We start from the raw sequence: 14,511 nt of genomic DNA, 5'->3' as shown, positions 1-14,511 counted from the left end.
AATTAAAAAGAACCTGAAAATCGACAGGTTCTTTTAACGCATTCCTAATAGTTGCTTCACTTTTGAAAAAAGTCCCTTCGGCTCATCAACAGCCATTAACGGAACAGATTCACCTAGAATCCGTCTGCCAATGTTACGATAGGCAATGGATACTTTAGTATCCGGATTCAAGGCAACGGGTTCACCCCGATTGGAGCTGGAAATGACTTCTTCATCGTCTGTCACGATGCCAAGTAAATCAATGGATAAAACTTGTAAAATATCATCAACATTGAGCATCTCTCCGGATTTGACCATATGTTGACGAATTCGATTAACAACGAGCTTTGGAGGTGCCAGTTGTTCTTCCTTTTCCAGCAAGCCGATAATGCGATCAGCATCGCGAACAGCTGAAACCTCAGGTGTCGTTACGACAATAGCTTGATCAGCACCGGCGACAGCGTTCTTAAATCCTTGTTCAATGCCGGCTGGACAGTCAATTAATACATAATCAAAATCGCGTTTTAATTCTTCAATAATGGTTTTCATTTGTTCCGGACTTACTGAGGACTTGTCCTTTGTTTGAGCAGCCGGAACCAAACTTAAAGCGTCAAACCGTTTGTCTTTGATCAAAACCTGCTCAACCCGGCATCGCTCTTCAGCGGCATCAACCAGATCATAGATCACACGATTTTCAAGCCCCATTAAAACATCTAAGTTCCGTAGGCCGATATCTGTATCAACAAGACAGACCCGTTTTCCTTGGAGGGCTAAGACGGTGCCTAAGTTGGCCGTTGTCGTTGACTTACCAACACCGCCTTTTCCTGATGTAATAACAATAGCTTCCCCCATTTTTGACACACCCCTTTATCATGACAAGCTTGAAGTTAGGCTATGTTTCTTCATCATATTTTGGATTCGGTCAATCGATATTTTCTCATCTGTCTGATCAATATAGGCTGACACCATCAATTGATGATCTTCCCCAACATCTTCTTCATCATTTAACCAAACATTGGCAATTTGTAGCTGCATCGGTTTCATCTGTGAAGCTGAAATTGTTGCTTCCCGGTTCCCTTGACTCCCAGCATGAGCTAATCCACGAAGTGAGCCCATAATGTAAATATTACCGGTCGCAACAACCTTACCCCCCGGATTAACATCACCCAATAACAACAAATCACCGTCAATTTCTTCAACCTGTCCTGATCTAACCATTTTTGGAAGTGTATGAAGTTGCTGTTTGCGCAGTTGTTCTTGACACTCTTCTCTGGTGATCACATTGGATTGAATCTCTGTCACGAGCAGTTGTTTCTTTTCTCTAATAATATTTTTAATCACTTGTTCTTGATCCGAAGTTAAGTAGCGGTTCCCCATTTCAACCTTAACAGAGATTAACGGCTCATTTTGATTAACGGTTTGGCTGTCTAAAGTTTGCTTTAATTCCTCAAGCAATAAATCGTATGAACAACGATCATCAAGCACTAAAATAAGGCCATCTTTTTTCCCTTTTATAGTTATATACGGTTGTTTATTAGACATTGAATTCACCTCGGGCACCTTTAATCAATTCGACATAAAAAAGAGTAATTCCTTTATTATTCGTCTTCTTCTCTATTTTTTAGCTTTAATATCAAATTTCTTAAGGGATAAAACAATAATATTAAGGCAACACCATTGAGAATAAGAACTGGCGGCATTCGAACTGTCCAAAAATGAGAAAGGTCCATGTTCACATTACCAATCAAACTATAAATTTCGTAGACACTCATTTCTAAAATTGCAACCGAGAAAACCGCCATGAAAAAGATGACGAAGATATTCATATGCAGTAACCGGTTCAATCCCGTAACCAAATAAACAGTTATAGGCAAGCAGAATCCATAAACACCCAGCACATTTGTATAAATAATATCCGTCAGCAATCCAAAGCTAACAGCCAGTACAATGGCTGTACTACGTTTATGAAAAACAGCGATCATAACCAAGCCGATGAGCACAAAATGGGGCACGTCGGCAAATTGGAAACCAAACCACTCAGCTGAGAAGACGTCCATAGCCGTCCCTTGGAATATAAAAAAAACAAAGAGGATCAAGATCAAGAAAAACAGAGTCAAGACTCATCCTCCTTCGCTTCTTTCTTAGACGACTTAGCTAGACGATCAAGAACATGAACATAATTGATATTCGAAAAATCAGCAGCCGGCTTCACTTTCGCTGTTTGTGATAGTCCGTTGCTTTCCGTATTGACACTTACAACTTTTCCAATATAAACACTTTTTGGATAAACGCCTCCCATGCCGGATGTGATAACTTCCATCCCTTTTTTAATGTTCGATTCGACGGGTAGCTTTTTAAATAACAAGACGTTCTGCTTTGAATTGTAACCTTCAATCATGCCATTAATATCTTTTTTTCCATTGATAGCGGCGGGAATCTGATTAATACTTAGTGGATCGGTAATCAAAGACACAACACTCGTGAATTGACTCACTGTTGTCACTCTTCCAACTAAACCTTCACTTGTTTTAACAGCCATTCCTTTATGTACACCACTTTGTCCGCCAATATTAATGGTTAATAGCTGATTCCACTCATCAAATGGACGAGCAATAACCGTCCCCAATTGCTGGTTATATCCCGACAATTTGGAATGCTCACCCATGTCTAGCTGATCTCTAAGTTCATCGTTATCTTTTTTGAGTTGATTATATTTAGTGCGAACTTCAGCATAATCCTTTAATCTCGATTTTAGCAGTTCATTTTCTTTATAGACATTTTGAATATCATCAATAGTCTCAAAGAAACCCGCAACGTATTGTGCGGGTGTATGAAACATTCTTTGAAAAAATCCAACTGTATCATGGAGAAACTGTTCAGCTACTGTCGCATCTTCGCGGTCTTTTAATGAATATCCAATCAATGCTACCAAAACGATCAGCCCAGTTAACAATACAATTAATTTTTTATTAGAAAAAAAACGCGGCATGTTGTCACCTACTTGCTAAGCATATGCATTTAATTGGAACCTTTATTTGGAGATAAGCTTGCTTTCGCTTTCAATTGTGGCATATTTTCTAATGCTCTTCCAGTCCCAATTGCTACACAGTCCATAGGATTTTCAGCGACGATGACTGGCATTTGCGTGACGTCACTCATCATCCGATCTAAATGGCGGAGCATGGCACCGCCACCTGTTAACACAATCCCTCGATCCATGATGTCTGCAGCTAGTTCGGGTGGAGTACGTTCAAGGGTGACTTTCACAGCTTCAATGATATGGTTAACGGTATCCGATAGAGCCTGACTAATCTCCTCGGCACCGACTTCAATGGTTTTCGGTAGTCCTGATAATAAATCACGACCGCGAATTTCCATGCTGTCATATTCCTCTGACGCTCCAGCGGACCCAATTTGCATTTTTAATGCTTCCGATGTTCTTTCACCAATCATTAGGTTATAGGTCTTTTTAATATATTGAATAACGGCATCGTCCATCTCATCACCAGCAACCCGGATGGATTGGCTTGTGACAATGCCTCCTAATGATATGATGGCGACTTCTGTTGTTCCCCCGCCAATATCAACGACCATGCTTCCGGTGGGTTCCCACACCGGCAAGTCAGCACCAATAGCGGCCGCAAAAGGTTCCGGAATCGGAATGGCTTCCTTTGCACCGGCTTGTTTGGTCGCATCTTCAACAGCCCGTTGTTCAACCGCTGTTGTCCCCGAGGGAACACAGACAACCACATTCGGTTTCCTTGAGAACATGGATCGACTCTTCTGGGCCTGTTCAATAAAATATTTCATCATCGTCGATGTTGTTTCAAAATCAGCGATGACACCGTCTTTCATCGGACGATGGGCAACGATATTACCCGGAGTTCGTCCAATCATGTTTTTTGCTTCATTGCCGACAGCTTCGATCTTTCCAGTATCCGTTCGGATGGCGACAACCGACGGTTCTCTAACAACCACACCTTTACCTTTGACATAGACAAGTGTATTGGCTGTTCCCAAATCAATTCCCAAATCCTTAGAAAATCCGCCAAGCATGTTTATGTATCTCCCTTCATGGTGCATAACTCATAAAATCAATTATAAAACAAACACAAACGAAAAAGTAGGGTTAAACGACACCTTTTTCTTTTAAACTGACAAATTTTTGGTCACCGATAACAATATGATCCAAAACTTCAATACCCAAAAGCGAACCACATTCAACTAAACGCTTCGTCACTTCCATATCCTCATGACTTGGTGTTGGATCACCACTCGGATGATTATGAAAGCAGACAATGGAAGCCGCCGAGCGCTTAATCGCTTCTTTAAACACTTCTCTTGGATGGACTATGGAGGCATTAAGACTGCCGATAAAAATTGTCTTTTGCTGTAATATTTGATTTTTCGTATTCAAATATAGGCAAACAAAATGTTCTTGTGAAAGGAACCGCAATTCATCCATCACATAGTTAGCACCGTCTTGAGGAGAACGGATGGCGAAAGTTTGATCATTCTTCAATCGTTTAAACCTACGTCCTAATTCCCGAGCTGCTATCAATTGAACGGCTTTGGTTTGGCCGATACCTTTCATTTTGATTAATTCCTCTACATTTGCATCCTGCAATAACCGCAAACCTTCAAATTGCTGCAACAACCTGTGTGCCAACTGGATAACCGATTCCTCACGAGTCCCTGTTCTTAACACAATGCTTAAGATTTCTTGATTGGATAAAGCCTCAGGCCCCTCATTAATTAAGCGTTCCCGTGGGCGTTCCTCTTTTGGAACGTCACGGATTAACATGGATGAAGTACTCGTCAATAGCTAAAGCCTCCCTTGAATAAATTCGTGACTGACCATAGCTGTCAAAGACGACCTCACCTGTTCCATAATTGGACGAATGAGAGTAGCATTTGGTTTTGCAATACATCAAAACATAGGAAATTTAACTGTGACTAAGAAAGGGGATATAAGAAGTTTCACCCTGTCCAAGGATGTTTCGGGGTAGGGTCGTTATAATAGTAACTTACCATAAAACCTAATACATGTCATGTAAAAAAAACCCCACTTAATCCTCTAATTTATATGTTTCGCAAGTCGTCTCGATTTTATGGCGACAAAAACCGACATTTTTTTAATATAGAAAAAGGTGGTCATCGACCACCTTTAGTTTGATTGATTAAGAATTGACGTATACTGTGAAACCGCCTGTAATAACTGCTGTTGTCCATTTCCACTTTCCTTTGCCGTGTTTGACAGTTGTTTTTCAAACTCAACTAATAGCTTGGGAGCACCGTCAATATCTTTATTTTTCCATGTCTTTATGTCCTTTATAAGTTTGTCATCAGCAGGAAATCCCTGTGATGATTGATCAACCAGTTTGGTAAGGAACGTTTTTCCCTTAACTAAGTGATCAAATGTCTCTTGCTTCTCAATCCCTGAAACAGATGATGTCGACAAATTAAAGGTTTTATCAATGACTTGGTCTTTACCAAGCTTCTGTTCATATTGTCCGACCTTATCTTTGATTCCATTTTGACTTCCTGATATCCCTACAATAACCCTGTAATAGTCTGATACTTTGATAATTACCGCCGACATGTCCTTATTCTTTACCTCTTTAACACGCTCGGTAGCCCGGTCTGATGACTTAAAAGCACCCGCCTGAGCGGCATTAATCTTTAAAGTCAATTGATCGGTGGGAAAAGATCCTGAAGTTTGATCAGATTGATGGGTTTGATTAGAACGGGTGCTTGTTCCCCCTTCAGCGGGCGAAGATAAATTTTTATTTTCAGGAGAGCTATTAACAAATAACAAAACGCTAAAGCCAGTACCCAGGCCAACCACGATAGCGGACAATAATGGAATCCAAAACTTTTTAAAGATAACACCATGATCATGTGGGCTTTTCTTATTAATGATCGACCGTCCTCGTTTTTTTTTCTTCATCTTTTTTCTATGAGGTTTAAAATGAATGGTCTTGTCCGTATCAATCGTACTCGACTGTTGCTCTGGCCCCTCTTCTGTCTCTGTTTGACCAAAAGCCGGCTGCCAATTCAAGGTTCGATCACTATCAGCGGCAGACGTTTCTTCCTTTGGTTTATCTAATTTCGTCTTATGACCATTAAATTCAACCGAAATGTTATCATCATCATGGAATGACTGATTCGCCAAGCTCATTCGCTCCTTTCACTGACATCAGTGATGCTTGTCTCATAAGTTACCACAACTTCCGCGCAAAAAAACCAGAGTTATGTCGGATGAACTTCGTTGGATTACGACACGTTTCATACATCAGAAGCGGCAACGGTTTATGAGAATAGGAGTATTGCGACAGTTCCAACGGCGATAAACGGTGCAAAGGGCATTGGTTGATGGATAGACGATTGATGCCTAACCCCCTGGATCCCCATATAAATTAAAGCTGTAACCGACGCGATGAACATAATTATGTAAATGTGTGTTAAACCAACTGCTATGCCTATGACTGATAGCAATTTTATGTCACCCGCCCCCAGTTTATGTCGATAGTTTTTCGGCATGAGACAATAAATAAACACAGGCAGACAGCCGCCTAACCAAAACATCTGAGCCAATTGAATCCAATCATAAAAAAAAGCGATACCGTAAGAAATGAGAAATGTCAGCAAGGCTAAATCGGGAATGATAAAATAAGCGAGGTCCGCAGAGACCACAATAATCAATAAGGAAAGTAATAAAAAAGATGTGAGGAACCCTGAGAGGGTCAAAGAGTAAAAGTAGGCTAGAAAAAAGCTAATGCCTGACAGCCCCTCCAATAAAGGATATCGTTTCAACAGCGGGCTCAGTCTCCGAAGCCTACCAAATCTACTGCCTATTATAGCCATAAGCGGAATAGCAAGGAACGGTTCACGACCCGCCATCCAGTGATATTGGAGTTCATGATGCGGTGCCATGGATATTCGAATACCAACCATCGACAACCAAGAACCATAAAAACTACCGAAGATTAGGAATAATAAATTTTGAATCCATTCCGTCATAGAACACCCCTCTTAACCTGTATAGGTAGCTACACGATTTCGTCCCTTTTTTTTGGCACCAGAATACATAGCTCGATCAGCATTTCTGATCAATGTCACGGAATCTTCTCCTTGTTCAGGTGCCGTCGATATACCGATGCTAGCTGTTAGATGAATCCATTCTTTCTCTTCATATTCCAGCGATGATACTGTTAAAAATGGTTCTTCCGAAATTCGATAACGGATATCTTCAGCCATTTCAAAGGCATCCCCCCATTCAGCATTCGGCAAATAAACAACAAATTCTTCTCCACCATACCGAGCCACAGTCCCCCCTTGACCAACAATTTGCATTAACCGTTTCGCCACTTCGCGTAACACCTGATTCCCGGTTTCGTGACCATAGGTATCATTAATGCGTTTGAAAAAGTCTAAGTCAATCATAATGATCGAGAACGGTTCATCAGCGGTCAGATTTCGAAAATGACCTTCCAGTAAATTTGCAAAATATCTATAATTATACAAGTTGGTTAGTGGACAACGTTCGCTCTCTTGTTTGGTCTTTTCATAGTTCCGGGCGTTTTCAATGGCGACTCCTAAAAAATTCGCCATAATTTCTAAAACCATCAAGTGATGTTTTTCATATACATATTTGGATTCCGACGCGGCGGTGATCACACCCACAACCTCATTATTTCTTCTCATAGGAACGGATAGAACGGATTCAGCCGTTCTAGGCAAAAATCCTTTTGATAAATGACGCCATTGCTTTCGTTTGTCAGCGCGGTAACTTCCTCCTGTGTATCCTACTTTCCAGCTAATTCCTGATGAGGATTTGATTTGCCCACCTTTAACCGCATTCGGGGATTTCTCATAGAGTTGAACAAGACTGAACTTTCCCTGATCATCGATATCAATAATGTATAAATAGTCAACTCTTAAAATTTTCGTAATAGATTGAAAAAATAAATTTGTGATTTGATTAACTTCCAACTTTTCCGTTAACTGCTGACCGATTTGATTTGATCGTTGAAGCAATTGATTCACTTCATAGCTCCGGTTCATCATGCGGAATATGATCGACAAAGTCATTACCGGTATGGCAATAATCAGGATGCCGTAAATCCCCATATCAAAAAATAAAATATATAGGATAATGCCTACAGGCATCATTAATATAATCGTTATCAATTCCCAAAACAAATCTTTGCCAAAAAAACGTCTGTCTTTTATAAGAAACCATCTGAGTCCATATAAAAACAACTGATTGCTTCCAAACGAAGCTAGAACATAGCCCAATATGGGGATGAAATCTAAGGTTCGACTATTTTGTGTCATCCCAATATCACCGCCGAGCCAAAAATAGATCAGTGCTGAAACAATGGATACAAACAAAAACATGAGCGAATTAATTGGAAATTTATAGTGCTGCTCTCTGGATAATCGTTTGGATAACATATAAATAAGAATGGATATTTGCGTTAATGCCATTTCCACAAATAGACCAAAAATCAAAAATACGGCAATAGAAATGCCTTGCAGTACAATAATATCTGTCCCACGCACTCTAAAGTAGGATAAGGCAGAAACAATCAATAAGCCTGCCATCGTCATAATGGCCAGAAACGAGCCGTTCATAACCGGAGGGTTGGTGATATATACAACAATAAAGCTGAGCGGGCCGATTACTGCCCAAATCATCCATAATAGGTTGGTTTGCCGCTCACTCATCACCATCACCTCCTTTAAGTCCGTACAAAAGTCCTCCAACTTTATGGCTAGTTATTATATTAGCAAACTTTGCTAAAAAAATGTATCCTTTTTTGAAAATAATTTAAAAATTAGCGGTTTTAACGAATCGCTTCCGGACTTCCGCTACAAAGTATAGAGATCCGCATATCAAGATTAAATCTTGCTCATCTGCTTCATTTATAAGCTGGTTCAGGGCAGATTCCCAATCTGCTTGTACACGGCTGTCAGGACAAACCGATAAATTTTTGAGTTGCTCAGGTTGACTCGCCCGTGGAAAATCAAAAGTTGTCAATATCATGGTCTGCACTTGTCCGGATAGGCTCTTGATCATATCGTCATTGGGTTTGTCACTTAAAGAGGTATAGAGGACACGTACATTATAATCAGGATATTTTGTTTGTAACGTCGTAACCAAAGCCTGCATTCCTTCCGGATTATGAGCCCCATCTAAGATTGTAAGCGGTTGTCGAGACACAATTTCCATTCGGCCGGGCCATGATGCTTTGCGTAAACCAGCATATACATGTTCACGATCACATAAAATCGCATAAAACGTTTCTAAGTAATCAACAACCATCAGCGCTGCCGCAGCATTTTTTAATTGATGTGTTCCTATCATATTAATCGAGAGATGATCCATGACCTTCCTACCATAGCTGAAAGTAAAATCAACTTCCGGTTCGTTCTCATCCTCAGGAGTGACAGAGAAACGTTGATTTAACGCGTATAAGGGAGCATGATATTCCTTCGCTGTTTCAGTGATGATGTTAAGCGCTGGATCATCTGCAGTCGTGATCACCGCAACACCTGATTTAATAATTCCGGCTTTTTCCCGGGCAATACTTTCAAGAGTATTTCCTAAATAGGCCATATGATCTTGACCAACATTGGTGATGACTGTCGCAATTGGATGAATAACATTCGTCGAATCAAGACGACCGCCAAGGCCGACTTCATATAGCACTAGATCACAACGTCTGATCCTGCTAAAATAAACTAAACTGATTAATGTAATCACTTCAAATTCCGTCGGTTCGCCTAAATCCGTTGTCGAAATAAGATTTTGTACATACGGGAATACCTCGTTAGCGGCTGCAACCAAGTCTTGATCGGTAATATTGACCCCATTGATTGAAATTCGTTCATTGAATGTCGTTATATATGGTGAGATAAAGGCTCCAACATCATAGCCGGCTTCTCGATACATAGAACTAAGGAAGTTAACCACCGACCCTTTACCATTGGTCCCCCCTATATGAATGGCCTTAATACGCCTTTCTGGATTCCCTAACTGATTCAAGATCCATGTCATACGTTCTGTTCCTGGCTTAATGCCATGTGGTTTTAACTGATGAAGTGCTTCTAAAACATCATCTCGTGTCATAAACATTTACTCTAACCTCCAAATAAAAAGGCGACGGATTATCGACCGCCACCTTCATCCTTAATTTTTACTGCCTGAGTTCGGCAATACGCTCTTTGACTTTGTCTCGTTTTTCAAGGTAATCTTTTTCTTTTTGCCGTTCAGCATCAACAACGCTTTCAGGCGCTTTATTAACAAATCCTTCGTTATTCAATTTCTTTTGGACACGTTCCACTTCAGAGTTCAACCGCCTAAGTTCATCGTTCAATCGGTTTAATTCTTCATCAATGTCGATCAACCCTTCTAGCGGCAAATACAACTCTGCACCGGTGACAACCGCTGATACGGATTGTTCCGATGGTTCTAAATCCGGATTGACATCAAGGGTCTCTGGATGACAAAACCGCTCAATATAGGCCTGATTATTTTTGATAACTTGAGCAGCATCTTCGGAAGCGGGCTTGATTTGTAAAACAATGGGTTTACTTGGTGCGACGTCTTTTTCCGCCCTGATATTTCTAACATTTTTAATAATATTTTGTAGTAACTGCATGGCATGAACAGCCTGATTATTATGCCAAGATGGATTCGTTTCCGGCCAGCTTTGCCGCATGAGCGTCTCACCTTGATGTGGTAAGTGCTGCCAAATTTCTTCCGTCACAAACGGCATGATGGGATGAAGCAAACGTAATGTTTGGTCCAAGACATAACACAAGACGGACTTTGTCATTAATTTGGCGTTACGATCATCGCCATACAACGGCAATTTGGCCATCTCGATATACCAATCACAGAAATCATCCCAAATAAATGAATATAAGTGACGACCGGCTTCACCGAAATCATAACGGTCAAAGAATTTTGTTACCGTCTCAATAGTGTCATTCAAACGTGTCAAAATCCATTCATCAGCCACCGTTTTTTGACCAGAAAGATTAATATCACGAGCGGTAAAGTCACCTAAGTTCATGATCACAAACCGCGATGCATTCCAAATCTTGTTGGCAAAATTCCAGTTTGCTTCTACTTTCTCCCATTGGAAGCGTAAATCGTTCCCCGGGGTTGTCCCTGTCGCAAGCGTATAGCGCAGCGCGTCCGCACCATATTGATCAATTACATCCATGGGATCAATGCCATTGCCTAGCGACTTACTCATCTTACGGCCCTCAGCATCTCTAACTAGACCATGAAGCAACACATCAGCAAATGGCTTCGTTCCCGTGAATTCAACCGACTGAAAAATCATTCGTGCAACCCAGAAGAAAATAATGTCATAACCTGTGACAAGCGTATTTGTTGGGAAATAGCGCTGGTAATCTTCTGCTTGTTCATCAGGCCAACCTAATGTTGAGAATGGCCACAAAGCTGAGCTAAACCACGTGTCTAAAACGTCATCATCCTGTCGCCAATCATCTAGATTTTCAGGCGCCTCCATGCCAACATAAACCTCGCCGGTTTTTTTATGGTACCAAGCTGGAATCCGATGTCCCCACCATAGTTGACGGGAAATACACCAATCACGTATGTTTTCCATCCAATGCAGATAGGTATTTTCAAACCGCGGTGGAACGAAATTAACTTTATCGTCGTTTGATTGCAAATTGATGGCTTCATCAGCAATCGGCTGCATTTTAACGAACCACTGGGTTGATAAATACGGTTCAACAACCGCACCGCTTCGCTCAGAATGACCGACCGAATGCATATGTTCTTCGACCTCAGTTAAAACACCCTCTGACTGCAAATCTGCAACCAACTGGTTGCGGCATTCAAATCGGTTCATACCTTGGTACTTACCAGCATTATCATTCATGGTTCCTGATTCGTCCATAACTAAAATCCTTGACAAATCATGGCGGTTCCCCATCTCAAAATCGTTCGGGTCATGAGCCGGCGTGATTTTAACAGCGCCTGAGCCAAATGCCATCTCAACATAGCTATCTGAAACAATCGGAATCTCCCGTCCAACAATCGGTAAAACCGCTGTCTTTCCAATTAAATCTTGATAACGCTCGTCATCAGGGTGAACGGCAATCGCTGTATCCCCAAGCATTGTTTCCGGACGTGTTGTGGCAATTTCAATCGCCCCGGAGCCGTCAGTTAATGGATAACGCATATGATACAAGTGGCCTTGAATCTCTTTATATTCAACCTCAATGTCTGAGAGTGCGGTTTGTGTGGCCGGATCCCAGTTAATAATATATTCGCCGCGATAAATCAGGCCTTTTTCATATAAGTTGACAAAGACATGACGAACGGCCTCTGACAACCCTTGATCAAGTGTAAATCGCTCCCGTGAATAATCGAGAGATAAGCCAAGCTTGGCCCATTGTTCACGAATGAATGTCGCATATTCATCTTTCCAATTCCATGCCACTTCTAGGAAATTTTCGCGTCCTAGATCATAACGACTCTGACCTTCTTCTTTCAACTTTCCTTCAACCTTAGACTGTGTTGCGATACCGGCATGATCCATCCCTGGCAAATAGAGGGCATCATAGCCTTGCATTCTTTTAAAGCGAACCAATAAATCTTGCATCGTTGTGTCCCATGCATGACCAAGGTGTAATTTGCCTGTGACATTTGGAGGTGGAATCACAATCGTATACGGCGTCTTACTCTGATCATTATCGGCATTAAAATAATCATTTTGCTTCCAAGTCTCATACCACTTAGCTTCAGATTGCCCCGGATCATATTTCGTCGGCATTTCTTGCTGCTCTGCCATATCCTCACTCCTTCTATATGTTGCCAAAATTTTTAACCAAAATAAAAAAGCCTTCTTCTCCCTAAAGGACGAAGAACGCTCCGCGGTACCACCTTTTTTACGCACAAAATCATACGCCGGCTCTGACAGGTAACGGCGACACACCGGCTTATCCTACTTCAAAAAATTCGGAGAAGCTGCTCCAGGGCGACATTCGGGTAGCCTTGGTACCAAAGAAACCTTGCAGCAAGTGATTTCTCTCTCTGTTGGTTGGCTCGCCCTACTCTTCCCTTTCCAAGCATTTAGGAACCTTATTTGTAGACATATTTTACCCGTAATCGACCCAAACGTCAACTCCATCACTAGGAATTGTGCACATTTAGGCCATCCCAACCATAGGATACAATAAAACAGCTCTCCAAGGAGGCAGATAAATCATGTTTAACCGGTGGACGTTCAATAAATATCGACTGCCCCCATGGCTACGGAGGGTCAGAGACGGTTTGGAAACGATGATTTTGCCGATTGCCTGTTTTCAACTACTCAGAACCATTATGTTACCAACCACGTTTGATGTGATTTTATTAGCGATATTAGTCAGTCTATATATATGTTTCTTAAAGCGTTGGCTATAAATTGTCATTAGAGCCGGTTGCATCAGAGATATCATCCTTAACTAGTGTGGCTGCCCATGCATTCAGTCCCTCATAATGCTCCTTCGTAAAGTTCCATTGGTTAACAGCATCAATCTCCAATTGGTCATCGTCTCTACGGGTGTAATCGATCGTACGGGATACTAATGGTTCTGGAAATATGAGCATCGCTGACAATAAGTAGTAATCGGCTGTACTTAACGTATAATGCGCTTCATACAAGGTTAACCAGTGCTGATAGCTTTCAGCCTCCCCATTCACATAATATGGTAACCGGCGAAAGAAATACGCCAGATCAAAACAGGGGGATGCCCGGTACGCATCGTCAAAAATGGTTAAATAATCACTCTCCGGAGTGGATAAAACCCGGTTTGGCTGGAGCCGGCCGTGGCATATAACGGATAACTCACCTGAATCTCTATACTGCTGTTGCCATTCATTTAATTGTTGTCTCGCATCCTCCGAGACGGTCATCAAACGATGAAAGCTATTTAAATATTGTTGTTCAAAAGGAGACGGATACAATCGATGTTCTGAGCGATCGGCAAACTGCTCCATAAATTGTTCTATACGCGCCCACCTATTCCTTAATTGCTCCGCAACGATTCCTCCATCAGGCTGAGCACGTTTGGTATGACGGTGGAGTAACGCCGTCTGAGTGACGAGTCGTTTGACGCGTTCATGCTCATCGTCTAATAATTGATTCTTGATCCAGGGCATTAAATAAAACACAGCCCCTTCCGCTTCCACAACATAATCACCATATTTCGTACGAATAATTGGGATGAGCGATAGTGGCTGGGACTCAAGCTGGCTTATAATATTGGTGAACTGTTCTACGCGTTGTGAACTCATATCTGTTTTTTTTAATGCATACGTCCCTGATAGCGTATCAATTTTAAACAAACGATCATAGACCGTTAATGACAAAAGATTTAGCCCATATTGTTCAATGACTGTATTAAGCTGCGAATCAGATAGGCGTTCCAAGTTTTCACCCCCAAGTATCCATCGTTTTATTCGGTGAATAAGAAACGTGACCAAACTCGTTATGG

The 14,511-nt window shown here is 41.4% G+C and carries 13 protein-coding genes and 1 other annotated feature; of the genes, 1 reads left to right on the top strand and 12 read right to left on the bottom strand.

The genetic code is table 11. The annotated features are described in order from the left end of the window. Positions 1 to 33 precede the first annotated feature (33 nt). From minD to B9Y89_RS10640, 11 genes are all read right to left on the bottom strand, one after another. Positions 34 to 831 carry a septum site-determining protein MinD gene (minD, locus tag B9Y89_RS10690; protein ID WP_085523225.1) on the bottom strand — a complete coding sequence of 266 codons (798 nt, stop codon included), beginning with the start codon at positions 829 to 831 and terminating at the stop codon, positions 34 to 36. Positions 832 to 849: 18 nt separating this feature from the next. Further along, positions 850 to 1,521 (bottom strand): septum site-determining protein MinC, encoded by a 672-nt coding sequence (gene minC, locus B9Y89_RS10685; protein WP_176222187.1) that lies wholly within the window; start codon positions 1,519 to 1,521, stop codon positions 850 to 852. Positions 1,522 to 1,577: 56 nt separating this feature from the next. After that, positions 1,578 to 2,096, bottom strand: coding sequence for a rod shape-determining protein MreD (gene mreD / locus B9Y89_RS10680; protein WP_085523224.1), 519 nt, complete (start codon positions 2,094 to 2,096; stop codon positions 1,578 to 1,580). Beyond that, positions 2,093 to 2,968, bottom strand: coding sequence for a rod shape-determining protein MreC (mreC, locus tag B9Y89_RS10675; protein ID WP_085523223.1), 876 nt, complete (start codon positions 2,966 to 2,968; stop codon positions 2,093 to 2,095). Before mreC ends, mreD begins: the two co-directional genes overlap by 4 nt. A 29-nt stretch (positions 2,969 to 2,997) precedes the next feature. After that, on the bottom strand, positions 2,998 to 4,035 hold the full coding sequence (locus tag B9Y89_RS10670) for a rod shape-determining protein (RefSeq protein ID WP_085523222.1): 1,038 nt from the start codon (positions 4,033 to 4,035) through the stop codon (positions 2,998 to 3,000). A gap of 73 nt (positions 4,036 to 4,108) precedes the next feature. After that, the gene (gene radC / locus B9Y89_RS10665) at positions 4,109 to 4,783 is read right to left on the bottom strand and encodes a RadC family protein (RefSeq protein WP_085524698.1); all 675 of its coding nucleotides are present in this window, start codon (positions 4,781 to 4,783) and stop codon (positions 4,109 to 4,111) included. Between the two features lie 363 nt (positions 4,784 to 5,146). Then, entirely contained in the window at positions 5,147 to 6,154 is a 1,008-nt protein-coding gene (locus B9Y89_RS10660; RefSeq protein WP_085523221.1) for an SPOR domain-containing protein, read from the bottom strand. A gap of 137 nt (positions 6,155 to 6,291) precedes the next feature. Beyond that, entirely contained in the window at positions 6,292 to 7,002 is a 711-nt protein-coding gene (locus B9Y89_RS10655) for a prepilin peptidase (protein WP_085523220.1), read from the bottom strand. Positions 7,003 to 7,014: 12 nt separating this feature from the next. Beyond that, positions 7,015 to 8,712 carry a sensor domain-containing diguanylate cyclase gene (locus B9Y89_RS10650; RefSeq protein WP_176222186.1) on the bottom strand — a complete coding sequence of 566 codons (1,698 nt, stop codon included), beginning with the start codon at positions 8,710 to 8,712 and terminating at the stop codon, positions 7,015 to 7,017. Positions 8,713 to 8,815: 103 nt separating this feature from the next. Further along, positions 8,816 to 10,123 (bottom strand): bifunctional folylpolyglutamate synthase/dihydrofolate synthase, encoded by a 1,308-nt coding sequence (locus B9Y89_RS10645; protein ID WP_085523218.1) that lies wholly within the window; start codon positions 10,121 to 10,123, stop codon positions 8,816 to 8,818. 61 nt (positions 10,124 to 10,184) lie between these two features. Continuing rightward, complete coding sequence (locus tag B9Y89_RS10640) at positions 10,185 to 12,824, bottom strand: valine--tRNA ligase (protein WP_085523217.1); 2,640 nt, start codon at positions 12,822 to 12,824, stop codon at positions 10,185 to 10,187. A gap of 61 nt (positions 12,825 to 12,885) precedes the next feature. After that, positions 12,886 to 13,109 (bottom strand) — a binding site (T-box leader). A 131-nt stretch (positions 13,110 to 13,240) separates the two neighbouring features. Between B9Y89_RS10640 and B9Y89_RS10635 the strand changes: the two genes are divergently transcribed. Continuing rightward, entirely contained in the window at positions 13,241 to 13,438 is a 198-nt protein-coding gene (locus B9Y89_RS10635; protein WP_085523216.1) for a hypothetical protein, read from the top strand. On the opposite strand, the gene B9Y89_RS10630 is transcribed toward B9Y89_RS10635, so the two are convergent. After that, positions 13,433 to 14,446 carry a phosphotransferase gene (locus B9Y89_RS10630; RefSeq protein WP_176222185.1) on the bottom strand — a complete coding sequence of 338 codons (1,014 nt, stop codon included), beginning with the start codon at positions 14,444 to 14,446 and terminating at the stop codon, positions 13,433 to 13,435. The two genes, B9Y89_RS10635 and B9Y89_RS10630, sit on opposite strands and share 6 nt — an antisense overlap. Between the last annotated feature and the right edge of the window lie 65 nt (positions 14,447 to 14,511).

Source organism: Tuberibacillus sp. Marseille-P3662 (genome assembly GCF_900178005.1).
Taxonomy (GTDB): Bacteria; Bacillota; Bacilli; order Bacillales; family Sporolactobacillaceae; genus Marseille-P3662.
The sequence above is the reverse complement of the archived record's forward strand: the minus strand, read 5'-3'. Positions and strand labels throughout refer to the sequence as shown.